Below are 24721 nucleotides of genomic sequence, written 5' to 3' on the forward strand. Positions count from 1 at the left end.
GTGGCGCGAGTCGTCGACGTCGCCTTATGGATGAAGGGCAGCGGTCAGCCGTGGGCTTCCTCGGCAAAGCGAACCAGCACCGTCCCGTCGGTGACCTGCGCGCCCTCGACAGCGATTTCGGCGATCGTCCCGTCATGAGTAGCGGAAATGGTGTGCTCCATCTTCATCGCTTCCAGAATCAACAGCGGCTGGCCTTTGATGACGACCTCGCCCTTGGCTGCACGCACCAGCTTGACCAGACCCGGCATCGGCGCCCGCAGGCTGTCTGAACCGGCGGCGATTTCGTCGGCCCTTGCCAACGGGTCCGGCACCGCGAAGCTGTAACCGACGGCGCCTTCGAACACGGTGACGTTGCCTGGCCAGCGGGCGAGGCGAGGGGCGGCGCGAAGATCAAGCGGATTGGCGCTGTCATAAGGCGGGTCCAGTGCCACTTGGAAGCGCCCGTCCGGCCGCATTACCGACACAAGCGCGACGATCTCGTCCTCGCCGTAGCGCAGCCGCGTGCGCCGCGGAACAGTGTGGAAATGCGCATAGCCGGCAAGCGACGACCACGGGTCGTTGGACGGCGCCTGAGCCCCGGCCCCGGATGCCGCAAATGCAGCTGCGGCGACGATCTCGCTGCTCGGCGGCGGGACTGCGGTCAGTGCTTGCTGATGCCTGCCGATCAGACCGGTATCGACATCGCCTGCCGAAAAATCCGCGTCAGCGGCAAGAGCCGCGAGAAAGGCGGTGTTGACGGTCGAGCCGGCGATCTCGGTCCGCGAAAGGGCTATGCCCAAGGCTTCGAGCGCCGCCTGCCTGTTCTTGCCGTGCACCACCAACTTGGCGATCATCGGGTCGTAGAAGGGCGAGATGACATCGCCCGCCCGCACACCGGTCTCGATCCGCATGCTGGCGCCTTCGGGCGCAGTATCCGGAAATTTCAGGTGATGCAGCGTGCCCGTCGCCGGCAAAAAACCCTTTGCCGCGTCCTCGGCATAGATGCGCGCCTCGAAGGCGTGACCGGAGAGCGTGATCTCGCTCTGCGTTTTCGGCAGCTTTTCGCCGGCGGCCACCCGCAACTGCCATTCGACCAAATCGGCTCCGGTGACCATTTCTGTGACGGGATGCTCGACCTGCAACCGGGTGTTCATTTCCATGAACCAGAAGCGGTCGGCCTTCAGCCCTTGCGAGGCGTCGACGATGAACTCGATCGTGCCGGCGCCGGAATAGTTGATCGCCTTGGCGGCCTTCACCGCCGCCTCCGTCATCGCCTTGCGCAATGCCGGTGTCATGCCGGGGGCGGGGGCTTCCTCGATCACCTTCTGGTGGCGGCGCTGCGCCGAGCAGTCGCGCTCGTAGAGATGCACGACATTGCCGAAGATGTCGCCGAACACCTGGACCTCGATGTGGCGCGGCTTCTCGACATATTTCTCGACCAGCACGCGGTCGTCGCCGAAAGCGGCCTTGGCCTCGCGCCGCGCACCCGACAACGCCTCGGAAAAGTCGTCGGGATGTTCCACGCGCCGCATGCCCTTGCCGCCGCCACCGGCGCGCGCCTTGATCAGAACGGGATAGCCGATCTCGCGTGCCTTGGAGGCGAGCAGCACGATCTCCTGCGCCTCGCCGTGATAGCCGGGCACCACCGGCACCCCGGCCTTCTCCATCAGCCGCTTGGCCGCGTCCTTCAGCCCCATGGCGCGGATCGAGGCGGCCGACGGGCCGATGAAGACGAGCCCGGCTGCCGTCACCTGGTCGACGAAATCAGGGTTTTCCGACAGAAAACCGTAGCCGGGATGGATGGCTTCCGCGCCGGTGGCCAAAGCCGCCGCGACAATCTTGTCGCCGCGCAGATAACTTTCGCCGACAGGCGAGGGACCGATATGCACAGCTTCGTCGGCCATCTCGACATGCAGGGCCCCGGCGTCGGCGTCGGAATAGACGGCAACGCTACGCACGCCCAACTTGCGTGCCGTGCGGATCACCCGGCAGGCGATCTCGCCGCGGTTGGCGATCAGGATTTTGGCGAACATGGGACCTCCAAAGCCAGAGCTTGCCGCCAACGGCGCGAATGCTCCTTCACGCGAGCTGTGGCAACACCCTGCTTTGCAGTCCGGCCATTGTCAAAGTATCGGTAAGCGAGGACCGCTTACTTGGAGGCTGCGACCTCGCACCCCCCGCCTGTCGTGACCTTGTAACTGTTGCGGGTGGCCTGACAGGATTTCAATGCCAGATCTTCGGCAGCTTTCTGTGACGGTGCATTCAAGCGCGAGCCGCAGATGATGTACAACGAAGTCACCCGCATATATGGGGTGGTCGCATAGGCTGAATGGCCGCTGGCCGCTACATAGGCGTTGTAAGCCTTGGTGCACGGATCCTTCGCGTTCCGCGGCAAAAACGGGTGGAAACGGGTGTCGCCTTTGCTTCCCGCCAGCGATTCCGCCGCTCCGATGCCAGGTGCCGTGAGTATAAGAAATCCTGCAAGTATCGATGTGATTGTTCTCTGGACGTATCTCGGTCTCATTTTTCCCCTTGGAATGAACTGAGCCAACAGGCATTGCTACTTGGAGGCGGCGATGCCGCAGGTTCCCGCGGTCGTGACCTTGTATTGCTTCCGGGCGGATTGGCAGTCCTTCAGGGCCAGCGTCTCTGCAGCCTTTTGCGACGATGCAGTCGCACGTGCGCAAACCACGAACTCGGTCGCCCAATTAAATGGAGTCGACGCATAGGCCGAATGGCTGCCAGTCGCCACATAGGCCTTGTATGCCTTCTGACAGCCTCCCGTTGAGCCGGGCGCGAAATACACAGGGTAGCGGCTGTCGCCTTTGCTTCCCGCCAGCGACTCAGCTGCGCCAACGCCAGGCGCCGCCAATATAAGCAACCCTGCAAGTACCGACACAGTTGTTTTCTGAAAAAACTGCAGTCTCATCTTCGCCCAATCCCCATTGTTATTGGGAATGAGCAATAGCCGCGATTCTTTCGTCTGGCCAGATCGGTGAATGAAAATAAATCTGAAGACTATGAATGAATTTTCTTACCTATTGCGGATCACGCTCCGCCAAGCAGCAACGCCTGCTGATATAGTTCCGCCGTTTGCTGGTCGAAGCAGCAGAAAATGACAGTTTCCGGAACCGCGTTCTGGCCGATGAAGGCACGCACGGTGCCAACGGCGATCTGCGTCGCCTGGTCCTTTGGATATCGGTATACACCGGTCGAGATCGCCGGAAATGCCACCGTCCGGCAACCCTTGGCGGCGGCAAGTTCGAGCGACCGGCGATAGCAGGAGGCCAACAACTCGGCTTCGCCTTTGCCGCCGCCTTGCCAGACCGGCCCGACCGTGTGGATGATGTAGCGTGCCGGCAGCCTGTAACCCTTGGTGAGCTTAGCGTCGCCGACTTTGCAGCCACTGAGTGTTCGGCATTCCGCCAGAAGTTCAGGGCCGGCCGCTCGATGAATGGCGCCGTCAACGCCACCGCCGCCCAAGAGCGAGGTGTTGGCGGCGTTGACGATGGCATCGACCGCCAGCTTCGTGATGTCGCCGATATGAACGCGAATCCTCTGATCGCTTTCGCTCATCGTCACATCCTGAACACGCCGAACCTTGTCTCCTCGATCTCGGCGTTGAGCGCGGCGGAAAGGCTGAGCGCCAGCACCTCCCGCGTCTTGGCCGGATCGATTATGCCGTCGTCCCAGAGGCGGGCTGACGAATAGAGCGGGTGGCCCTCATGCTCGTATTTCATCAGGATCGGCTTCTTGAATTTTGCCTCCTCCTCTGCGCTCCATTCCCCGCCTTTGCGCTCGATACCCTCACGCTTGACGACCGCCAGCACGGTGGCCGCCTGCTCGCCGCCCATTACCGAAATGCGGGCATTCGGCCACATCCACAGGAAGCGCGGCGAATAGGCGCGTCCGCACATGCCGTAATTGCCGGCGCCGAACGAGCCGCCGATGATCATGGTCACCTTCGGCACGCGGGCCGTGGCGACGGCCATCACCAGCTTGGCGCCGTCCTTGGCGATGCCGCCGGCCTCGTATTTTCGCCCCACCATGAAACCGGTGATGTTCTGCAGGAAGATCAGCGGGATCTTGCGCTGGCAGCACAGCTCGATGAAATGCGCACCCTTCAGCGCGCTTTCGGAGAACAGCACGCCGTTGTTGGCGATGATGCCGACCGGCATGCCGTTGAGATGGGCAAAGCCAGTGACCAGCGTGGTGCCGTAATTCTGCTTGAACTCGTCGAACTCGGAGCCGTCGACGATGCGCGCGATCACTTCGCGCACGTCATAAGGCTGGCGCAGATCCGTCGGCACGATGCCGTAGAGCTCATCGGCTGCATGAAGCGGCGGAATCGGATCGCGAAGTGCCAGCCCGATCTCCTTCTTTCGATTCAGGTTCTTGACGATGCGGCGTGCGATCGCCAGCGCATGCTCGTCGTCCAGCGCATAGTGGTCGGCAACGCCGGAAAGCCGCGTGTGCACATCGGCGCCACCCAACTCCTCCGCGCTGACATCCTCGCCGGTGGCGGCCTTCACCAGCGGCGGGCCGCCGAGGAAGATGGTCGCCTGGTTGCGCACCATGATCGTCTCGTCCGACATCGCCGGCACATAGGCGCCGCCCGCCGTGCACGAACCCATGACGCAGGCGATCTGCGGTATGCCTGAAGCCGACATGTTGGCCTGATTGTAGAAGATGCGGCCGAAATGGTCGCGGTCGGGGAACACCTCGTCCTGGTTGGGCAGATTGGCGCCGCCGCTGTCGACCAGATAGACGCAAGGCAGTTTGTTTTGGAGCGCGATCTCCTGCGCGCGCAGATGCTTCTTCACCGTCAGCGGATAATAGGTGCCGCCCTTCACCGTGGCGTCGTTGACGACGACCATGACTTCGGTGCCTTCGACACGGCCGATGCCGGCGATGAGGCCGGCCGATGAGATGTCTTCGCCATACATCGACCACGCCGCGAACTGGCCGATCTCGAGAAATGGCGAGCCGGTGTCGAGCAATTGCGATAGGCGCTCGCGCGGCAAAAGCTTGCCGCGGCTCTGGTGCCGTTCGCGCGCTTCGTCCGAGCCGCCACGCTCGACGGTTGCCGCCTTTTCCGCAATGTCAACGACCAGCGCCCGCATGCGCTCGGCATTGGCGCGGAAGGTGTCGGAGGCGGGCGAGATCTGCGAGGTGAGGGTGGTCATGGCGTTACCGGATCAGTTCGATCTTGCAGCCGATATCCAGGTCGCCCCAGTCGCGATCGGCGGTGACGGCAATAGCGTTCTCGCAAATTGCCAGTGCGAGGCAGGCCCGGTCGCCCAACGACAAGCCGCGATGTCGCGTCAGCTCGCGAAGCTGCCCGGCTGCGATGCCCATCGCTTCGTCGAAGACGGCGACCGGCATGCCGAGGCTGGCGAGGTCGTCCGCGGCCTCCTCCATGCTGCGTCCCCTGTCGATCAGCTTGGCGATGATTTCGGCCGCATTGACCGAACTGCATTGTGCGTCCGGCGCGAAACCCAAGGCGATATCGGTGCCTTTCTCGTTGAGCAGGATCGCAAGCGCCGCGGAACTGTCCATGACGTAGGGTTTCACTTCGCTCCCTTCCTCGCCGTTCCTTCGGCATGAAGCCGGTCCAAACGCTCATCGCTTCGGCGCTGTTCTTCGCGCCGCTCCTTGAGAAATTCGTCGACGACGCTTTCGCCCGGCTTTTTCAAAGCCGACAATTCCGCCTGGACGCGCCGCAGATTTTGGAGCCACGACCTTACCCGCAACTCGCCGTTCTCGACATGAAGGATCAAGTCCTCACCAGGCTTCACGCCCATTTCCTCGCGCATCGCAGCCGGGATAACGAAGCGTCCGCCTTCGCCAAGTTTCACGCGCTCGCGTTTCGCTGGAACCCGGAGCGGAGCCTTCCGAGATCCGGCCTCGAATTGCGTTTGCGGATTTTCGTCAAACCCAGCTTTTCTCGTTCCGCTCGCCATTGTCGCCTCGTTCCAGAAACGTGCCATTATTTCGAATATATGGCACGTTGTGCTATAAATGGCAATTTTCAAGATAGTGCCACTATATTCCCTCTGCCATGATTTCCCGCCCGATCAGCCAGCGGCGGATTTCGCTGGTGCCGGCGCCGATCTCGTAGAGCTTGGCGTCGCGCAAAAGCCGGCCGGTCGGATAGTCGTTGATGTAGCCGTTGCCGCCCAGCAGCTGGATGGCGTCGAGCGCCATCTGTGTCGCCTTCTCGGCGGCGAACAGCACGCATGCGGCGGCGTCCTTGCGGCTCGTCTGGCCGCGGTCGCAGGCGGCGGCGACGGCATAGACGTAGGCGCGTGCGGCGTTCATCACCGTATACATGTCGGCGAGCTTGCCCTGCACCAGTTGGAACTCGCCGATGGGCTGCCCGAACTGTTTGCGTTCGTGCACGTAGGGGACCGCCACATCGAGGCACGCCGCCATCAGCCCGATCGGACCGCCGGCGAGCACGGTGCGCTCGTAATCGAGGCCCGACATCAGCACTTCGACGCCGCGCCCTTCCTCATGCAGCACATTGTCGAACGGCACCTCGACATCCGAAAAAACCAGTTCGCCGGTGTTCGAGCCGCGCATGCCGAGCTTGTCGAGCTTTTGCGCCACGGAAAAGCCGGCCATCGACTTTTCGACGATGAAGGCGGTAATCCCGCGCGAACTGAGTTCCGGATCGGTCTTGGCATAGACGACCAATGTCTCGGCATCCGGGCCGTTGGTGATCCACATCTTGGTGCCGTTGAGCACGTAGCGGTCGTTGCGCTTTTCGGCGCGCAGCTTGAGCGACACGACGTCGGAGCCGGCGCCGGATTCCGACATTGCCAGCGCGCCGACCTTTTCGCCGCTGCACAGCGTAGGCAGATATTTTTCCTTCTGTGCCGGCGTCGCCCAACGATTGATCTGGTTGACGCAGAGGTTGGAATGGGCGCCGTAGGAGAGGCCGACCGAGGCCGAGGCACGCGAAATCTCCTCCATTGCGACCACATGGGCGAGATAGCCCATGCCGGTGCCGCCGAAATCCGGATCGGCGGTGATGCCGAGCAGGCCGAGCCCACCGAGTTCGGCCCACAGATGCGCCGGAAATTCATTCGAGCGGTCGATCTCGGCGGCGATCGGCGCGATCTTTTCCTGGGCGAAGCGCCGCACCAGGTCGCGCAGCGCCTCGATGTCTTCGTCAAGCCCGAAGTTGAGTGTGTGCGTGTACATGCCGTTCCTCCCGGCGCATGGCCCCGAAATCGAATTCGATTCCGATTTCGGGAAGGACCATGCGCAAAATCAAAGTGCTACAGCGTCCTTGCGCGTTCGAAGGCGCGCACGGCGCCGTAGGTCGTAGTCGCGCCATGGGCTGCCCCAACCAGGCGCATCGTCATTGAAAGATATGTGGCGGTTACTTCCGAGATCGATAGCCGCTCGCCTGGCCGGAACCAGACGATGACGCCGGTCATCATCTGGATCAGCGCCATGGCCGTCAGCCCGGTGTCTTCGACGCTGAAGACGCCCGCTTCTGCGCCGTCGCGCAGAATGGCGCGCAGCTCCTTTTCATAGGCCGTGCGCATGCGCAGGACCTGCGTCAGGCGGTCATGCGACAGGCTGCGCAACTCCATGTTCGAGACATGGGTGGAGTGGCGCCGCTCGATGTGGAAGGCGATGTGGTTTTCGACATAGGCGGCAAGCCGCGTCGCCGGATCAGCCGCGGCCGGGCGCGCCGCGTCCCACGCCTCGATCAGCCCTTCCATGTGCTCGCGCATCAGCGTGAACAAGAGGTCTTCCTTGGTCGGGAAATAGCGGTAGAGCGCGGCCGCCTGCACGCCGACCTCGGCGGCCAGCTGGCGCATCGACATCGCCTCGTAGCCAAGACGCGCGATCAGGCTGACCGCCGCCTCGCGGACCGCTGCTTCGGTCTTTTCCCCGTCGGAACCGGTCGTGCGCGCCATGGTCACCTCATCGAGAGGTGCAATAATAAAACGAACGTTCAATTAATTCAAGATCTGAATGCATTGCAGGATAGGGATCGTGTTTTTTTGAATGGTTGACTAAGTCAAATAATATGGTGATGATCTGGGTGTAGAATTTCCTGAGAAGGAGCCCGACATGCCGGATGTGCGGGATGCGATGGTCACCGAAATCCGCCATTTCAACCGGTTTTACACCAGCTTGATCGGGCTGCTCGACGAGACCTTGATGCAGAGCACCTACACGCTAACCGAGGCGCGGGTGCTGTTCGAGCTGGGTCACCGGGCGGGCGTCGGCGCTGCCAACCCGAGCGGCGAGGCAGGGTTTCTTGCGCAGGCATTCCATCTCGATCTTGGGCCGGCGGCGTCCTCGATTGCCGGCGAACTCCGGCTGGACCCGGCCTATGTCACGCGGATCCTCAGAAAATTCGCCGCCATGGGCCTGACCGAACTGCGTGCCGACCCGGGCGACCGGCGTCGGCGCATCCTGTCGCTGTCCGCGCGGGGAAACTCGGAGCTGGCCACGCTTCAGTCGGCGGCGGATCGCGATCTCACCCGGCTGACGGCTGGCCTGGCCGACAACGAAGCCGCCGAGCTTTCGCACATCTTGAAGCGGGTCATGTGCCTGCTCGGTGACGGGGGGAAACAGCGGCAGGCCGAAACGACGACTTTGCGATCCTCAGTTCCCCCGCGCCGCCGCCAGCGCACCGGGCAGCTCCTCGGCAAAGATGTCGAGCTCGTGGTCGAGGCCGACGCTGACCCGGATGCAGCGGTCGAGCACCGGCACCATCGGCTTGCGGATGAACACGTCACGCGACAGCAGCGCCTGCAGCACACTTAGCGCGAAGGCGCCGTCGCCGCCGCAGTCTATGGTGACGAAATTTGTCGCCGAGGGCAGCGGCTTCAGGCCGTTCGCCTCGGCTATCTCTGCGATGCGCCGGCGGCCGGCAGCGACCCGCGCCACCACGCTTTGGAGATAGTCCTGATCGGCAAGCGCCTCGACGCCGGCGATCTGCGCCATGCGGCTGACGCCGTAATGGTTGCGGATCTTCTCGAAATCGCGGATCACCTGGGCGTCCGCCACCGCATAGCCGCAGCGTATGCCGGCCAATCCGTAGGCCTTCGAGAAGGTACGCATGCGGATGACGTTCGGCCTGGAGATATCGATCGACGGCAGCGCCGAGGCCGGGCCCATCTCGCCATAGGCCTCGTCGAGCACCAGCATGGTGGTTTCTGGCAGGGCTTCGATGAAGCGGACGAGCTCGGCCGCCTCCCACCAGCTTCCCATCGGATTGTCTGGGTTGGACAAATAGACCAGCGGCGCGTTTTCCTTGGCGACCGTAGCCAATAGGCCGTCCAGGCTTTCCCGGTCGTTCTCGTAGGGAACCGCGACCAGCCGGCCACCGACGCCGGCAATATGGAAGTTGAAGGTCGGATAGGCGCCGAGCGAGGTGACCACCGCATCGCCTGGCGCCACATACATGCGCGCCACGAGGCTGAGCAAACCGTCTATGCCTTCGCCGACAACCACGTTTTCGGCGCTGACGCCGAGATGCGCGGCGACGGCCACCTTCAAATCGTGATTGTCGGGGTCGCAATACATCCACATGTCGCGGGCGACACCGGCCATGCGGGCGATGACGCGCGGCGACGGCCCGAAACTGCTCTCATTGGCGCCGATGCGGGCGCGAAACGCGCGGCCGCGGTCCCGCTCCTGCGCCTCCGGGCCGACAAACGGCACCGTCGAGGGAAGCGCGCTGATGATTGGCGTGAGGGGAGGGCGCTGGCGCATGGCAAAGGCTCGCTCGAAAAAAAGGGGCTTCTTGCTAGCGCGGCACCGTTGGCCGCGCAAGCTCCCGCCTTGGCTGCAACCACCATGCTGGATTCCCCCCGCTCTTTTTGCTACCGAGATATCTCTTTTTGCTAGCGAGATATTATGAACAATCGACTCCCACCTGCCTGGTCCAAGCACCTCAAGCCCGGCCCCGCGCCAAAAGCGAAGGCGCCGATAATGAAGCCTATGGTGAATCTGCAGACAGGAAGCGCTCAATCGCGTGCGCAGGCCGACGACGCGCTGCTGAAACAGGCGTATATCCATCAGCAGGCAAAACGGCGCGACGAGGCACAGGACTTATGTCTTCGTGTCCTGGCGCGCACGCCGAACCATCCCCTCGCCCTGTACATCTTGGGCACCGTCTGCCTGGGCTTTGACGACGAGATGGCTTTGCGATATTTCGCACGCGCAGTCGGAGAGGAACCTAGAAACGCCTACTACCACCTCAGCCTGGGCGAGGCCTATGTGAAGGTCAGCGAATATTCGCCGGCAATCAAGCATATGCAGTACGCCTTGAAACTGCAGCCTGACCTTATCGAGGCACTTTGTGCACTGGGGCGCACTTACATAGCGTTTGACAAACCCGACATGGCATTGCCGCTTTACGAGAAGGCGCTGAAAATCAACCGCAATCATCCCAAGGTTCGCGCCGGTCTGGCCAGCGCGCTCAGCAGCCTGGGGCGCATGGATGAAGCCGCCGCCTATCTGAAAGAAGCAATCGAACGTCGCATCGATATACCGGCTGCCTACAACGACCTTGTACAGACGAAAAAGTTCACCGAAGAGCCCGAGGAACTCCAGTCCATCCTTCGTGAACTCGATAATCCGAAGCTTAATCCCGGCGGTGCTCAGAAGCTCCATTACGCCGCCGGCAAGGTGCTGAACGACCTCAAACGCTATGGAGATGCATTCGAGCATTTCAACAAGGCGAAACAGGCCTCCGGCTACGAGTTCGATATCGACTTGTATCGTCGCTGGATCGACTCATTGATTGAAACCTTCACGCCGGACCTTTTAGCTGCCAGGGCCGGCCATGGAAATCCTTCCGAAGTGCCTGTGTTCGTGGTTGGCATGCCCCGCTCGGGGACGACGCTCACGGAACAGATCTGCGCCAGCCATCCCGATGTTCATGGAGCGGGGGAGCTTAGCAAACTAAGGCGGGTCGCGAATGCGATCGGCCTCAAAACCTCATCGGCTGGAAATTTGAAACAGCCGGTCATGTCGATCACGAAAGACCTGTCCAGAACCCTGGCCGAAGAGCATCTGTCCTATCTGAGCGAGCGGGCGCCTGCTGCGCTTCGCGTGGTGGACAAGATGCCGCACAATTTTGAAATGATCGGCCTTATCGGCCTTCTCTTTCCCAACGCACGCATCATTCATTGCCGTCGTGACGCCATCGACAATTGCGTCTCCTGTTTTGTCCTGAACTTCAGCGAGGGGCACAGCTACAACACCGACCTGAAAACACTAGGCCTGTACTATCGCGAATATGACCGCCTGATGCGGCATTGGAACGAGGTTTTTCCTGGTCTTATCTTCGAGAATCGCTACGAAACGCTGGTTGACGACCAGGAAGCACAGTCGCGCCGCCTCATAGATTATCTCGGGCTGCCTTGGGATGATGCCTGCCTGCGCTTTTTCGATAGGGATGGTTCGGTCAACACGCCCAGTCGCTGGCAGGTTCGTCAACCGATCTACAAATCGTCCGTCAAGCGCTGGAAGAATTATGAAAACGAAATTCAGCCGCTGATACAGTCGCTGGGCGATCTTGCAGAGATTTGACTTGAGGTAGGCGGTCCGCGTTGGGGGGGCACGAGACTCTGGATCGCATAGGTTTGCTGCCAGCCGACCTTCAGCCGCCAATCCCCAACGATTAGCTAAATGCCACTATACCTTCTTCCCTCCCAAGCGAAGCGAACGCCTATCCTGTTCTCTCCAAGCGCTGCTGCGGTGCAGAATCTTTCGAGACGCTGGAGGGACAGCGCCCCCCTCTGTCCTGCCGGACATCTCCCCCACGAGGGGGGAGATCGGCAGCTTCGCTGACAGAGCCTGTTCATCAACGTTGGACGTTGGCGAAAGCGGTGATGACGGCCGATCTCCCTCCTTGTGGGGGAGATGTCCGGCAGGACAGAGGGGGGCGCGAAGGATCGCTACGGCTTTCATTCTGAGCCGCTGCATTCTTCGGCTGATGTAACGGCGTGAATCCAGGGTCTCCGCGACGTCGCTTCGCTCCTGCTCCGCCTGGCGACGCCATGCATCACGCAATTTGACAGCCACGCCGATACGAAAAAACCCGGCGGTTGCCCGCCGGGTTCGAGTTCAGTCAGACGATGCTGATTAGAACGAGCGCTGGAAGCGGAGCTGGCCGCCAAAGCTGTCCTCGTCGTCCGCACCGGTCCAGTTGGAGAAGCCGGCCTCGCCGAACTCTCCGGCGTGCAAGTAGGAGGCTTCCGCCGTGATCGTCAGGCCGGGGACGATGTCATAGGCGATGTTCGCCACGACGCCGAGGTTTTCGCCCTCGTCATACGAGATCTGGGTGTTGAACGAGGTCTTCTCGTTGATGGTGTAGGTGCCACCACCCCAGACTGCCCAATTGCCGCTCCACAGCTTGTACATGCCGCGGCCGCCGGCGGGGAATCTCCAGTCCGGATCCGTGAGGTTGTCGTCCGTGCCGTAGCCGGCCATGATGAACAGCGACAGGTTCTCCATCGGCGTGATGTCGAGGCGAACCTTGCCGGCCACCTCTTCGTAGGCGCTGTCGTAAGCAACGACGCCGGTGATCGCGCCCCAGCCCTGCGTCCACTTCACGCCGCCGACGACATGCGGAACGTAGCTGTCGATCGTGAAGGGGCCGTAGCCTTCTTCGAGCGAGACGACGGCGGAGAAGCCGTTGCCGGCGTCGAAGTAGTACTGGACGACGTTGGTGTCGAAGCCGCCATAGGGAACCAGCGTATCGTTCATGACGTTGCCGGCGTAGCCGATGAACGTATCGAAGGCCGATTCGTCCTTACCGACGCGCAGACCACCGAGCTGGATCCAGGCGAAGTTCAGCGAAACGCCTGTGTTGCCGGCCTCGTTGGGGAAGAAGTCCGGGTTCCCATCTGGGTCATAGCCAGCAAAGTCGGCGCGGCCTTGGCTGTTGCCGAAGTTGAAGCGGGTCTCGGTGTAGGTCTTCAAGGTGCCGAGTTCGGTCTCCTGGCCGGTCCAGGTCTTCAGCGTGAAGCGAGCACGCTTCCAATAGGTGTCGTTCTCGTCGCCGTCCTCGTGGTCGCCGGACGTCGCACCAGTGAATGTACCGACGTCGCCGACGCCGATGTCGTAACGGACATAGCCGCCGATGCGCAGGCAGGTTTCGGTGCCGGGGATGTAGAAGTAGCCAGCGCCGTAGACGTCGCAGATGCGGACGTATTCAGCGGGTTCCGGCTCGGCGACGACGACGGCGTCGGCGGCGCGCGCACCGGAAACTGCGACCAGCGCCGCAGCGGAGCCGAGAAGAAGGCTCTTGATGTTCATTTTCTGACCTCCAGTCAAAAGTTAAAAAACGGGTCTGGGTATTCTTTGCTGAAGGACAGCGTTCCCTGCCCCATCCCCACTACCGAAAAAGATGCGCACCGCGCCGCTCCTTCGAACTCGACATTACCCATGAGGCGGCGGCGTTCAACCACCATCGTACCGGCAAAAGGGCTGTGCGGGTGCTATCCCCAAACGTTGTTGCACAAATGACACGATTTGGCCTCACTCAGAAAGCTCCCGTTAACCATCGCCTCGCTTGCGAGCCCTTGCAATCCGGCCGATTCCGGCGATAGCCCGTCGGAATTGCGACGATGCGCCGAGTCGCCGGCCAACGGATTGCCGCAGAATCGCCGCATCGCGAAAGCGCCGTTTCGACAGAAGCCGGTTTTTTCAATGATAATGGCGCAGGCTTGTTGATTGTGCCGGCGCTTTTCTTTATCCACCGGCGCAACGGAGAGGTGGCCGAGTGGTCGAAGGCGCTCCCCTGCTAAGGGAGTAGAGGTCAAAAGCTTCTCGTGGGTTCGAATCCCATCCTCTCCGCCATTCTGATTTGCGCCTCGCGCTTCGCAGGGCAAGTCCGGCGAATTCTTCTCGTGACTCCCTTGCAAAGCCTGGTTTCGAAGCCTTCCCGGCCTCGTCATCCCAGGGCGAAGCAGGAGCGAAGCGACGTCGCGAAGACCCTGGGATCCATGCCATGACATCAGCCAAAGAATGCAGCGGCTCAGGATGGCCGTTCGACGAGTGCAGTCGCCAAGGGGTGCGCTGAACTGAAACAGAGCTTGCACCGTTGCGACACGTAAACATCGCGGCATGGATCCTGGGGTCTGCGCTGCGTCGCTTCGCTCCTTGCTCCGCCCCAGGATGACGAAGGGAGAAATGCCTCGGCCAATCTCCAGAGTGTGCGATCGCCACCGACAAAGGGGGCCAATCTGTCAAAACTTCCTGTGTCAAAGAGCTAATTAGCAGCGCCTTTTTTGGCGCGCTCTTCGCCCAAGAACGTCTGCGGGGATGTTTTCCACGACCGGCGCAAAATCCCACGATTCTCCGAAAAATGCAGCAATAACAATTCGCTACCGTAGAAACAGCCGTCGCCGATCCGCTGTTTTGTTCGATTCTGACTGGAGGTCAGAAAATGAACATCAAGAGCCTTCTTCTCGGCTCCGCTGCGGCGCTGGTCGCAGTTTCCGGTGCGCGCGCCGCCGACGCCGTCGTCGTCGCCGAGCCGGAACCCGCTGAATACGTCCGCATCTGCGACGTCTACGGCGCTGGCTACTTCTACATCCCCGGCACCGAAACCTGCCTGCGCATCGGCGGCTATGTCCGTTACGACATCGGCGTCGGCGACGTCGGCTCGTTCGACGGTGCGACGTCCGCCGATGTTGAGGACGGCGGCAGCAACGACACCTATTACAAGAAGGCCCGCTTCGCGCTGAAGACCTGGACCGGCCAGGAAACCGAGCTCGGCACCTTGAAGACCTACACCGAGACCCGCTTCAACTTCCAGAACAACAACCGTGATGCGGGCGCGGTCGGTGCCCTCAATCCTGCCGGCAACACCGGTGCTTCGCTGAACTTCGCCTGGATTCAGCTCGGTGGTCTGCGCGTCGGTAAGGACGAATCGGCCTTCGATACGTTCATCGGCTACGCCGGCAACGTCATCCAGGATACGCTGGTTCCCTACGGCGGCTTCGACACCAACGTCGTCCAGTACTACTTCGATGCCGGCAACGGTTTCTCCGCCGTGATCTCTCTCGAAGAAGGCTCGGGCGGCGGCGTTGATGGTTTCTACGGCGTCGGCACGATCGACAGCTACGTTCCGCATGTCGTCGGCGGCGTGAAGTGGACGCAGGGTTGGGGCGCCATCACCGGTGTCATCGCCTATGACAGCAACTATGAAGAAGTGTCCGGCAAGGTTCGTTTGGACATCACCCCGATGGAGAACCTGTCGCTGTTCATCATCGGCGGCTACGGCACCGATGACAACCTGACGGACCCGACCTATGCCTTCGCAGCTGGCGGCCGCGGCTTCTACAAGCCGTGGGATGGCAACTGGGCAGTCTGGGGTGGTGGCACCTACACCTTCAACGAGAAGACCTCGTTCAACCTGCAGGTCTCGTATGACGAAGGTGAGAACCTCGGCATCGCAGCCAACGTCGCTTATGATGTCGTTCCGGGCCTGACGATCACGGCCGAAGTCGACTACGTCAATGCAGGCAGCATCGACGATGCCGATGGCCTGAACCACAACTGGACTGGTATCTCTGATGGCGACGACGACGCCATCGGCGGCATGCTCCGCTTCCAGCGCTCGTTCTAAGGGCTGGTTGCATACAAGTGAAATCCAGCCCGGGCGCACCAACGCCCGGGCTGTTTTTGTTTCGTGACTGGAACAGGGTCAAACAGAAGGAACAGGGGGTAACGGTAGCTGAATAGAGTCCGTGGGGCGATTTCGTGGGATCCGTTGATGGCGGATGAAATCACAACTACGTGATCAAAACTCTTGAAAGGGCGCTTCCAAGCGGATAGGTCTGAATCTATCCATTCGGGGGTGTGGCGAATGATGACGAACGATGCGATTCAAGAGGATGAACCCTCTGATCATTTTTCGGTTTTTTCTTCTCAAGTTTCCAAGATAAAATACAGTTACAACAAGGTAAGAGAAGTAAAGTCGTACAGGGTTGGAGAGCTTTTTTTAGCATACCGGGACATACTTTGGGATGATGGGCGGCATAAATACAATGTCAGCTCCTTCATCGGCGAGATAGACGAGATTCTCCTCGGAGAGCGTTTCAGCGCCTTTGACCAGAGTACCCTGGACAACCTTATCGGCACCTTGCGCCAGCGCGGTAACAGCAACGCAACCATCAACCGGAAGATGGCTGCCCTCAGCAAACTGCTGCGCAAGGCTCACAAGATGGGGGATATCCACAGCCTGCCCGAGTTCCGCCGCCAGAAGGAGCGGGCGGGACGGATTCGCTTCATCGAGAGGGATGAGGAAGCCCAGCTATTCGCCGCCATAAAGAGGCGCAGCGAGGACGCTTACCGGCTTTCGGTCTTTCTCGTCGACACCGGTTGTCGCCTCGGCGAGGCGCTGGGTTTGATCTGGAACGATATCCAGGAGCATCGCGTCAGCTTCTGGATCACCAAATCCGGCCGCAGCCGCACCATTCCACTCACCGCCCGGACCAAGGAGGTGATCAAGCTGCCGGTCACCGAGGGCCGTCGACCCAAAGGTCCTTTCACCAAGCTCAGCCAGGCGCAATTTCGCGCCATCTGGAACGATGCGAAGGCCGAAGTCGGCCTTGGCGCCGACGAACAGGTCGTGCCGCACATATTGCGCCACACCTGCGCCTCGCGTCTCGTCCAGGGCGGCATCGACATCAGGCGCGTGCAGATGTGGCTTGGCCACCAGACGCTGTCGATGACCATGCGTTACGCGCATCTTGCCACGAACGACCTCGACGGCTGCGTCGTCGTGCTGGAAACCCCTCGGTGCAATGGATCGGACGCGGAACGCCCTCTGTCTTCTTCTTATTCGGCGATGGATGAGCAGAAGAATAAGTCGGCTGAAAAGCCTTCGAAGATCGTCAAGAAAAGAGCAAAATCCCAATAATATCGCCGATCTGACCTAAGTGCGGCTCTCCCTTCTCCCCTTGTGGGAGAAGGTGGCCGAGCGAAGCTCGGTCGGATGAGGGGTGTTCCAGGGAACGCCAACGCCTCATTTCTTCCAACACCCCTCATCCGTCTTGGCGCTGCGCGCCAATCCACCTTCTCCCACAAGGGGAGAAGGCAAGACAGGGCGGCGCCGACTTCGACAATCTGTCGCTTCCACGTCGGGACCGGCGTAAAACTCTCAGGGTGATCTTATTGATCCTGGAGGTTTTACTTTGAGTCGAAGTGTTGTTCGGCCGTATCCAGAAAAGCGGCGATGGCGCCGGGCAGGCCGCCGGTCTCGAGGAAAGGCGCATGGCCCTGGCCCTCGACCGTGATCGTTTCGATATGGGGAACACGCTTTCGCATCTGTTCGAGCGTCTCAGTGGACAGCAGCTTCGAATTGGCGCCACGTATGGTGAGCAAGGGCACCGCCGCCAGCGCCTCGAACTGCGGCCACAGTGCCGGCAACGGCTGGGTGAGATCGAGACCCGCCAGCGTGTCGACCAGCTTCGGGTCGAAATCCGGCACCAGCCCGTCATCCGTCTCTCGGTAGAGGGCCGATACCATGCGGTCCCAATCCACCTCAGTCAGGGCTGGAAAGTCGCTGCCATGCGCGCCGCGCAGGGCGCCGACCGCCTCGGCATGGGTTTTCGGCTTTGGCGCGCGCTCGAGATAGGAGCGGATATGGGCGAGGCCGCCGGCCTCGACCACCGGGCCGATATCGTTGAGAACGATGGCCCTCAGGACGGCCGGTCGCATCGCGCCGAGCACATGGATGATCAGCCCGCCGCGTGACGTGCCGATGAAGCCCGCCTCCTCGATATCAAGCGCCGCCAGTCCGGCGAGGATATCACCGGCTTCGACGCCGACATTATAGTGGCCGATATCGGGGTCGTAGGCGGATTGCCCGCGCCCGCGATAGTCGAAGGCGATGATTTTCCGCGGATTTTTCGCTCGTCGCGACAGGTGCAGTGCCAACTCATGAAAGTCGCGGCTATTGCGGGTGAGGCCGGGCAGGCAGGCGACCGGCCAATGGGCGGAGTTCGCTTCGCCGTAGATACGGGCGTGGAGTTGCAGCCCGTCCGGCGAGGCGTAGAAGAAGTCGGAAAAACCGCTCGACATTTGGACTCTATTCCTCGCCGTTGCCGGATCATCCCGACTGCTACAGGCGAGGGCGGGAGTGGTCAAATCGACTCAGCCGTCGGCGGGACAGCACCCCTCTCTGTCCTGCCGGACATCTCCCCCTCAAGGGGGGAGATTGGATGTCACTTCGGTTTTCGCCAATCTCCAACGCGGAAGAAAAGGCGCCGTCGGCGAAACTGCTAATCTCCCCCCTTGAGGGGGAGATGCCCGGCAGGGTAGAGGGGGGTGCTTCGCTCGAACGCTAGACGGTTCAACTCCGCCCGTTCACCAGATCGCCCACAATGTCGTACTTACCCGAAATACGCATCTTGTAGACCTCGTAATTCTCCATCACGCGCTGGACGTAACTTCTTGTTTCCGTGTAGGGAATCCGTTCGATCCAGTCGACGACAGCGTCGATGTCCTTGCCGCGCGGATCGCCGTATTTCGCCACCCACTGGGCGGCGCGGTTGGGGCCGGCATTGTAGCCGGCGAAGGTCAGCACGTAGGAGCCGTCGAAGCGGCCGAGCTGCTCGCCGAGGAAGGCGGCGCCAAGCGTCGCATTATAGCCGGCGTCGGTGGTCAGCCGCGCTTGCGAGAAAATCATTCCGGCCTTCTTTGCCAATTGCCTGGCGGTCCCCGGCATGAGCTGCAGCAGCCCGCGCGCGCCGGCGCTGGAGACGGCGCCGATGTTGAACTCGCTTTCCTGGCGGGCGATCGCATAGGCCAGCGCCTTGCCCGAGCCGGAAATGTTGGCGGTGTCGGGAATGACGCCGAGCGGATGCGACAGCGCGCCGACATCGATGCCGCGCGCGCCGGCGATCTTGCCGACTTTCAGCGCCAGGAAATGATTGCCCTGCTTTTCCGCCATCATGGCCAGCAGCGCCAGCTCTCCGGGACTGCTTAACTGTCCGGCGAGGTCGCGGTAAAGCGTGTCGGCATAGCGCTCATAGCCCGCCTCCTGCAGCCGCCTGATGGCGCTGACAGCTTCGCGGCCGGCGAAATTGCGGCGGTCGGTGGTATCAGGCGAGGGATAGGCGATGTTGAGCACCTGCCGGCCGACGCGCTCGCCGGCGAGCTGGCCGTAGAACGTCGTGCCATAGGCGGCGGCGCGGATGAAATGATCCTTCGCATTGCCGGGACCACCGGCTTCGGCTGCACGGCCGAGCCAGTAATAGGCGCGCGACAGCGATATCGGCCCCTGAGTGAGATCGGCGATCCGCACGAAATGCTTGGCAGCGGTATTGGGGTCGTTGAGGCCGCGCAGCGCGTACCAGCCGGCATGGAACTCCGCATCCGCCGCATTGGCGGCACTTTCGGCGGCATGTGCTGCGACGATCCTGTAGGCGGTCTTCATGTCGCCCTGGTCGACCAGTTCGCGCGACAATACTCGACGCTCGGCCCACCAGGCATCCGGGTCGACCAGCGCGCTGCGGTCGGTCGGCGCCTTCATCATCACCGCGACGGCGTCGGAAAGCTTGTCTTGCTTGCGCAGATATTGGGCTTGCGCAAAGAAATAGCCGGCCGAACGCTGCGCGGCGGGCACGGCCTTCAGCAGTTTGGCCGCGTTCTTGTCGCCCCTGGCCGCCGCCGCCCAGGCGTCGGCCAGTTGCTGGGCGCCGGCAAGGCCGGCGACGCGCAGCGCGGAATTGACCCGGTCGGCATAGAACATGCGCTCCATGCGGAAGCGGTGGTCGGCTGCGGGGATCAGCTTGCCGAATTCCTGGATGATGTCAGCTTCGTCCTTGGCTTCCAGCTTTTCGGTGCGCCAGAAAGGCGACAGCACCGAGCGCGCCGCCTTGACATCGCCCCGCGACACATACGAGCGGGCGAGGATCACCACGCCCTCGACTGTTTGCGGCTGGCTGCCGCCGAATGCCTGCACCACGATCTCAGGCGCGGGGTTCTCGCGATAGAGCGCGCGCTCGCTGTTCTTGCGCAAGGCGATCATGCCCGGCCAGTTAGGCAGCATCTTCGCAGCATCGGCGATGTCGCCGCTTGGCACCTTGTCGCCGCCATAGAGCGCGATCGCCCAGGCAAGGATGTGCCGGTCGAGCGACTTGACCGGCAGAGCCTCGCGCACTTGACGCGCTCCGGCAACGTCGTTTGCCGCCAGCGCGTCAAGGCCGCTCTTCAGCCTGGCGACGCTGGCGGATGGGGATCTCGTATCCTGCAGGCCCGTACCCTGCAGGTGGGGCATCGGAATGGCCGACGTGACCTGCACATCGATCTTGCCGGCGGCCACGCCGCTCGGCATCAGCAGGAGGATTGCGCCAAGCAGCGCAAAAAAATGAGGCTGCCTGGTCGGCATGGTCTTCATCATTTCCTGTCTACACATTACCAACAGGCACAGATCAACTGAAGCCTAGTTGGCTGCTATGAAGAGGCCGTAAACAAAGCGCTACCAAGGTCGTTCAAATTGCGCTTGCTGGCACTACTGCCATGCTTGCCGCGCAACGGTGTCGAGACTATGGTGCGCCGCTTCGCTTTCGGCTAGAAGGCGCGCACGACAAACCCGAGAAGTCAAAACCTGAGAAGTCCCAAGGAGTTGGACGACATGCTGAGAGGCTCGCTTACCGCGCTCGTGACACCGTTCGAAAAGAGCGGCCGTTTCGACGAGAAAGCCTTTCGCGCCCTCGTTGCCTGGCAGATCGCCGAAGGCACGACCGGTTTGGTTCCTGTCGGCACGACAGGCGAGTCGCCGACCCTGTCGCATGACGAGCACCGCCACGTCGTCAAGGTGTGCATCGAGGTGGCCAAAGGCCGCGCTCCGGTCGTCGCCGGCGCCGGCTCCAACAACACCGAAGAGGCGGTTGGCCTGGTGCAATATGCCGAGAAGGCGGGCGCCGACGCGGCACTGGTCGTCACGCCTTATTACAACAGGCCGACGCAGCGCGGCCTCTATGAACATTTCGCCGCCGTCGCCAGGGCGACCAGCCTGCCAATCATCATCTACAACATCCCGCCGCGCTCGGTGATCGACATGATGCCCGAGACGATGGGCCGGTTGGCTCACGACTTCAAGAATATCGTCGGCGTCAAGGACGCCACCGGCAAGGTCGAGCGGGTTTCCGAGCAGCGCGCGACCTGTGGCAAGGATTTCATCCAGCTTTCGGGCGAGGATGCCTCGGCGCTCGGCTTCAACGCCCATGGCGGCGTCGGTTGCATCTCGGTGACGTCGAATGTCGCACCTAGGCTGTGCGCCGAATTCCAGGAGGCGACGCTTTCCGGCGACAGCGCCAAGGCGCTGGATTTGCAGGACCGCCTGCTGCCGCTGCACAAGGCGATCTTCATTGAACCGGGCGTGTCCGGCGCGAAATATGCGTTGTCGAAGCTCGGCAAGGTCGAGAACGTGCTGCGTTCGCCGCTGGTCACCGTCGAGCAGTCGACCGCCGAAAAGATCGATGCGGCGATGAAGCACGCCGGCTTGATTAATTAGGGATGAGGCGCCACCTCTCCGCATCATGAATCAAGTCAGAAAAGCCGATCCCAACAACAAGACCGTTGCGGAAAACCGCAAGGCGCGGTTTTCCTATGAGGTGCTCGACACGATCGAGGCCGGCCTGGTGCTGACCGGCACCGAGGTGAAGTCGCTGCGCCAGGGCCAGGCCAACATCCAGGACAGTTACGCCTCGGTCGAGGGCGGTGAGATCTGGCTGATCAACTCCTATTTGCCAGAATATCTGCAGGCCAACCGCTTCAACCACGAGCCACGCCGGCGCCGCAAGCTGCTGCTCAACAAACGCGAGATGGCCAAGCTGTCGCAGAGCGTCGATCGCGAAGGCATGACGCTGGTGCCGCTAAAAATCTACTTCAACGACCAGGGCCGGGCCAAAGTGCTGCTCGCCGTTGGTCGCGGCAAGAAACTGCACGACAAGCGCGAGACCGAAAAGCAGCGCGACTGGTCGCGCGAGAAAGGCCGGTTGCTGAAGGAGCGTGGGTAGGCTGGGAACCACTCTTTTGAAGAACCGGATCGTTCTTTGGGGTGCGGCCAGCCTGATCCTCGTGTGCGTCGTCGCGGCCGTCGGCTATTTCTACTTCCAGACGTTTTCTCCGGACCGAAGCAAATATCCGGTCAGAGGTATCGACGTTTCCCATCATCAGCGGCAGATCGACTGGCGCCGTGTTGCCGCCGACGATGTCGCCTTCGCCGTCATCAAGGCGACCGAGGGCGGCGACCATGTCGACGACGCCTTCGCCGCCAATCTGCGTGAGGCGCGTGCGGCCGGGCTGGCGGTCGGTGCCTACCATTTCTTCACCTTCTGCAGGCCTGGCGCCGATCAGGCGCGCAATTTCATCTCCGTCGTGCCGCGCGATCAATCGCTGCTGCCGCCGGTGGTGGACATAGAATTTGTCGGCAATTGTCCGCGGCGGCCATCGCCCGAAGAATTGAATGTCGAACTCTCGGCTTTCCTGCGCCCTGTCGAGGCAACTTTCGGCAAGACAGCGATCCTCTATGTGACCGACGAGGCTGCGCGGGTCTATGCCGGTCAGATCGTCGGCCGCCCGCACTGGGTTCGTTCGCTGGCGCTGTGGCCAGGTCATGACGACTGGATCTATTGGCAGTACCACGACAGGGGTCGCGTCGACGGCATCAGTGGCGATGTCGATCTGAATGTCCTTCAGGGCGGGCAGGAGAAATTGGCCGAGCTGTTTGCGCCACCGCCCGAATCTATCTCTCCAGAAACGCGGCTATATCCCTGAACACGTTGACGAACATCGTTTCCGTCAGCACGCCGGTGTTGGTGTTGTAGCGCGAGCAATGATAGCTGGAGAACAGCGTGACGCCATTGGGTTGCTGCTGTCCGCCGTGGCGGAAGGGATAAGCGGCAACACGCCCACCCAGCGCCCGCACGGTCGACTGGTGCGCGATCGAGCCCAGTGCCAGCACGGCGCGCAGGTTTTTAAACCGCGCGATCGTCGGCACCAGGAACGTCCGGCAGGTGGCAATCTCGGCGCCGACCGGCTTGTTGTCCGGTGGCACGCAGCGCACCGCATTGGTGATCGCCGTGCCGACAAGCTCCAGCCCGTCATCGGGCCGCGCCTTGAATTGACCGCGCGCAAAGCCGTGCGCGATCAGCGTGTTGTAGAGCAGGTCGCCGGCGTAGTCGCCGGTGAAGGGACGCCCGGTGCGGTTTGCCCCACGCAGGCCCGGCGCCAGTCCGACGATCAACAGTTCAACGGCATCCTCGCCCTCCGGCGGCAGGAAGGTCGGCACCGGCGCATTGAACCAGGACGGCTCGCGCTGCCGCCATTGCGCGATAAAATCATGCAGCCGCGGGCAGAGCGGGCAGTCGCGATCAGGCTCGGGGGATGCGACCAAGGGAGCGGTCAAGACCGCCGCCGTCAATAGTCGTCCTCGTCGACTTCGGCCGGCTCGGGCCGGCGCACCGGCCGCTCGGACGGATCGCGGCCGACCTCGCTCTTCAGCGTCATCAGGTCGATGAAATGGTCCGCCTGGCGGCGCAGATCGTCGGAAATCATCGGCGGCTGTGAAGCCATGGTGGAGACGATCGAGACCTTGCGCCCGCGCCGCTGCAGCGCCTCGACCAGCGTGCGGAAATCGCCGTCGCCGGAAAAGATGACATAGTGGTCGACGACATCGGCAAGTTCCAGCGCATCGACCGTCAGCTCGATGTCCATATTGCCCTTGATCTTGCGGCGGCCGGTCGAGTCGGTGAACTCCTTGGCCGGCTTGGTCACCACCTTGAAGCCGTTATAGTCGAGCCAGTCGATCAGCGGCCGGATCGAGGAATATTCCTGATCCTCGACCAGCGCGGTGTAGTAGTAAGCACGCAGCAGGTAGCCGCGCTTCTGGAAGCTCGACAAAAGCTTGCGGTAGTCGATGTCGAAGCCGAGCGCGCGCGACGTGGCGTAAAGATTGGCTCCGTCGATGAAAAGAGCGATTTTTTCACGAGGGTCGAACATGGAAAATATTCCTTTTCGAAAATAAGCGGCCGTCTAAATGCGCGTGACTATCGGTCGGCTTGAAATAACCGGCTGACCTTCGTCATTCGAGATAACGCCGGTTTTACGGCAATCCAAGGATATGATGCTGCATAGCAAGCAATTGTGATCGGTGCCGTATCGTCGCAGGCGACGCGCGCCCAGACCACGCCTTGGCCGGCCCCGGACTTGACCCGGACCTGGCCCCGGACTGATATTGCCAAAAAGCTTGTATTTTGGCGGCGTTCAGGTTATGGACCGCGCCTGTTTTCCATTAAATCCAGGCATGAAAGGGGCAGCTCATGGCCCGCGTAACCGTTGAAGATTGCATCGACAAGGTCGACAACCGCTTCGAGCTCGTGCTCCTGGCCGGCCACCGTGCCCGTCAGATCAGCCAGGGCGCGCAGATCACCGTTCCTCGCGACAACGACAAGAATCCGGTCATCGCGCTGCGCGAGATCGCCGAAGAGACGCTGTCGCCCGACGATCTCAAGGAAGACCTGATCCACTCGCTGCAGAAGCATGTCGAGGTCGATGAGCCGGAAGCCGATGGCGAGGCGATCGCCGACCAGACCGGTGCCGCCGCTGTGGCTACCGATGCCGACGACACCGAGGACAACATCACCTTCGACCGCATGACCGAGGAAGACCTCCTGGCCGGCATCGAAGGTCTGGTACCGCCGGAAAAAAGCGACGATTATTAATCTTCGCAACGACT

General features: G+C 61.7%; 22 protein-coding genes and 1 tRNA gene. 9 read left to right on the forward strand and 14 right to left on the reverse strand.

The annotated features are described in order from the left end of the window. Positions 1-44 precede the first annotated feature (44 nt). From RPG13_RS15980 to RPG13_RS16020, 9 genes are all read right to left on the reverse strand, one after another. Positions 45-2012: an acetyl/propionyl/methylcrotonyl-CoA carboxylase subunit alpha gene (locus RPG13_RS15980; protein ID WP_337125465.1), complete on the reverse strand. Its 1968-nt coding sequence runs from the start codon at positions 2010-2012 to the stop codon at positions 45-47. A gap of 527 nt (positions 2013-2539) precedes the next feature. Then, positions 2540-2908, reverse strand: coding sequence for a hypothetical protein (locus RPG13_RS15985; RefSeq protein ID WP_337125466.1), 369 nt, complete (start codon positions 2906-2908; stop codon positions 2540-2542). A gap of 119 nt (positions 2909-3027) precedes the next feature. Further along, positions 3028-3555, reverse strand: coding sequence for an O-acetyl-ADP-ribose deacetylase (locus RPG13_RS15990; RefSeq protein ID WP_292216942.1), 528 nt, complete (start codon positions 3553-3555; stop codon positions 3028-3030). Positions 3556-3557: 2 nt separating this feature from the next. After that, positions 3558-5165: a carboxyl transferase domain-containing protein gene (locus RPG13_RS15995; RefSeq protein WP_095486577.1), complete on the reverse strand. Its 1608-nt coding sequence runs from the start codon at positions 5163-5165 to the stop codon at positions 3558-3560. A gap of 4 nt (positions 5166-5169) precedes the next feature. Continuing rightward, positions 5170-5553: a type II toxin-antitoxin system VapC family toxin gene (locus tag RPG13_RS16000; RefSeq protein WP_095486578.1), complete on the reverse strand. Its 384-nt coding sequence runs from the start codon at positions 5551-5553 to the stop codon at positions 5170-5172. After that, on the reverse strand, positions 5550-5837 hold the full coding sequence (locus RPG13_RS16005) for an AbrB/MazE/SpoVT family DNA-binding domain-containing protein (RefSeq protein ID WP_245329935.1): 288 nt from the start codon (positions 5835-5837) through the stop codon (positions 5550-5552). The genes RPG13_RS16000 and RPG13_RS16005 overlap by 4 nt, the downstream gene beginning before the upstream one ends. Positions 5838-6024: 187 nt before the next feature. Then, positions 6025-7188 (reverse strand): isovaleryl-CoA dehydrogenase, encoded by a 1164-nt coding sequence (locus RPG13_RS16010; protein ID WP_292621887.1) that lies wholly within the window; start codon positions 7186-7188, stop codon positions 6025-6027. Between the two features lie 77 nt (positions 7189-7265). Next, the gene (locus RPG13_RS16015) at positions 7266-7916 is read right to left on the reverse strand and encodes a TetR/AcrR family transcriptional regulator (RefSeq protein ID WP_337125467.1); all 651 of its coding nucleotides are present in this window, start codon (positions 7914-7916) and stop codon (positions 7266-7268) included. A gap of 697 nt (positions 7917-8613) precedes the next feature. Continuing rightward, the gene (locus RPG13_RS16020) at positions 8614-9726 is read right to left on the reverse strand and encodes a pyridoxal phosphate-dependent aminotransferase (RefSeq protein ID WP_337125468.1); all 1113 of its coding nucleotides are present in this window, start codon (positions 9724-9726) and stop codon (positions 8614-8616) included. Positions 9727-9870: 144 nt separating this feature from the next. On the opposite strand from RPG13_RS16020, the gene RPG13_RS16025 reads away from it, so the two are divergent. Continuing rightward, positions 9871-11550, forward strand: a complete 1680-nt coding sequence (locus RPG13_RS16025; protein WP_337125469.1) for a tetratricopeptide repeat-containing sulfotransferase family protein — start codon at positions 9871-9873, stop codon at positions 11548-11550. 555 nt (positions 11551-12105) lie between these two features. Here the strand turns inward: RPG13_RS16025 and RPG13_RS16030 are convergent. Further along, positions 12106-13281 carry a porin gene (locus RPG13_RS16030; RefSeq protein ID WP_285804286.1) on the reverse strand — a complete coding sequence of 392 codons (1176 nt, stop codon included), beginning with the start codon at positions 13279-13281 and terminating at the stop codon, positions 12106-12108. 311 nt (positions 13282-13592) lie between these two features. On the opposite strand from RPG13_RS16030, the gene RPG13_RS16035 reads away from it, so the two are divergent. The 4 genes from RPG13_RS16035 to RPG13_RS16050 all read left to right on the forward strand — a co-directional run bounded on the left by RPG13_RS16035 (position 13593) and on the right by RPG13_RS16050 (position 16894). Next, the gene (locus tag RPG13_RS16035; RefSeq protein WP_095483127.1) at positions 13593-13772 is read left to right on the forward strand and encodes a hypothetical protein; all 180 of its coding nucleotides are present in this window, start codon (positions 13593-13595) and stop codon (positions 13770-13772) included. Beyond that, a tRNA-Ser gene (locus RPG13_RS16040) sits at positions 13734-13824 on the forward strand. Before RPG13_RS16035 ends, RPG13_RS16040 begins: the two co-directional genes overlap by 39 nt. Before the next feature lie 589 nt (positions 13825-14413). After that, positions 14414-15598 (forward strand): porin, encoded by a 1185-nt coding sequence (locus RPG13_RS16045; protein WP_337125470.1) that lies wholly within the window; start codon positions 14414-14416, stop codon positions 15596-15598. A 240-nt stretch (positions 15599-15838) separates the two neighbouring features. Beyond that, positions 15839-16894: a tyrosine-type recombinase/integrase gene (locus RPG13_RS16050; protein ID WP_337125471.1), complete on the forward strand. Its 1056-nt coding sequence runs from the start codon at positions 15839-15841 to the stop codon at positions 16892-16894. A 269-nt stretch (positions 16895-17163) separates the two neighbouring features. Here the strand turns inward: RPG13_RS16050 and RPG13_RS16055 are convergent, their stop codons facing one another. Continuing rightward, the gene (locus RPG13_RS16055) at positions 17164-18057 is read right to left on the reverse strand and encodes an alpha/beta fold hydrolase (RefSeq protein ID WP_337125472.1); all 894 of its coding nucleotides are present in this window, start codon (positions 18055-18057) and stop codon (positions 17164-17166) included. 271 nt (positions 18058-18328) lie between these two features. Then, entirely contained in the window at positions 18329-20368 is a 2040-nt protein-coding gene (locus RPG13_RS16060; protein WP_337125473.1) for a lytic transglycosylase domain-containing protein, read from the reverse strand. A 246-nt stretch (positions 20369-20614) separates the two neighbouring features. Here RPG13_RS16060 and dapA point away from each other — a divergent pair, with 246 nt between their 5' ends. From dapA to RPG13_RS16075, 3 genes are read left to right on the forward strand one after another with little or no spacing between them, the layout of a single operon-like run. Then, entirely contained in the window at positions 20615-21496 is an 882-nt protein-coding gene (gene dapA, locus RPG13_RS16065; protein ID WP_127295277.1) for a 4-hydroxy-tetrahydrodipicolinate synthase, read from the forward strand. 25 nt (positions 21497-21521) lie between these two features. Next, on the forward strand, positions 21522-22001 hold the full coding sequence (gene smpB / locus RPG13_RS16070) for an SsrA-binding protein SmpB (protein ID WP_023719895.1): 480 nt from the start codon (positions 21522-21524) through the stop codon (positions 21999-22001). 16 nt (positions 22002-22017) lie between these two features. Continuing rightward, the gene (locus tag RPG13_RS16075; RefSeq protein WP_337125474.1) at positions 22018-22761 is read left to right on the forward strand and encodes a glycoside hydrolase family 25 protein; all 744 of its coding nucleotides are present in this window, start codon (positions 22018-22020) and stop codon (positions 22759-22761) included. Here RPG13_RS16075 and RPG13_RS16080 read toward each other — a convergent pair. Then, on the reverse strand, positions 22730-23407 hold the full coding sequence (locus RPG13_RS16080) for a uracil-DNA glycosylase (RefSeq protein ID WP_442921342.1): 678 nt from the start codon (positions 23405-23407) through the stop codon (positions 22730-22732). The genes RPG13_RS16075 and RPG13_RS16080 overlap by 32 nt on opposite strands. Then, positions 23404-23985 carry a LabA-like NYN domain-containing protein gene (locus RPG13_RS16085; protein ID WP_095483134.1) on the reverse strand — a complete coding sequence of 194 codons (582 nt, stop codon included), beginning with the start codon at positions 23983-23985 and terminating at the stop codon, positions 23404-23406. The genes RPG13_RS16080 and RPG13_RS16085 overlap by 4 nt, the downstream gene beginning before the upstream one ends. 320 nt (positions 23986-24305) lie before the next feature. On the opposite strand from RPG13_RS16085, the gene rpoZ reads away from it, so the two are divergent. After that, entirely contained in the window at positions 24306-24707 is a 402-nt protein-coding gene (gene rpoZ, locus RPG13_RS16090) for a DNA-directed RNA polymerase subunit omega (protein WP_095483135.1), read from the forward strand. Positions 24708-24721: the final 14 nt, after the last annotated feature.

It is taken from the genome of Mesorhizobium sp. ISC15, from assembly GCF_037162615.1.
Taxonomy (GTDB): Bacteria; Pseudomonadota; Alphaproteobacteria; order Rhizobiales; family Rhizobiaceae; genus Mesorhizobium; species Mesorhizobium mediterraneum.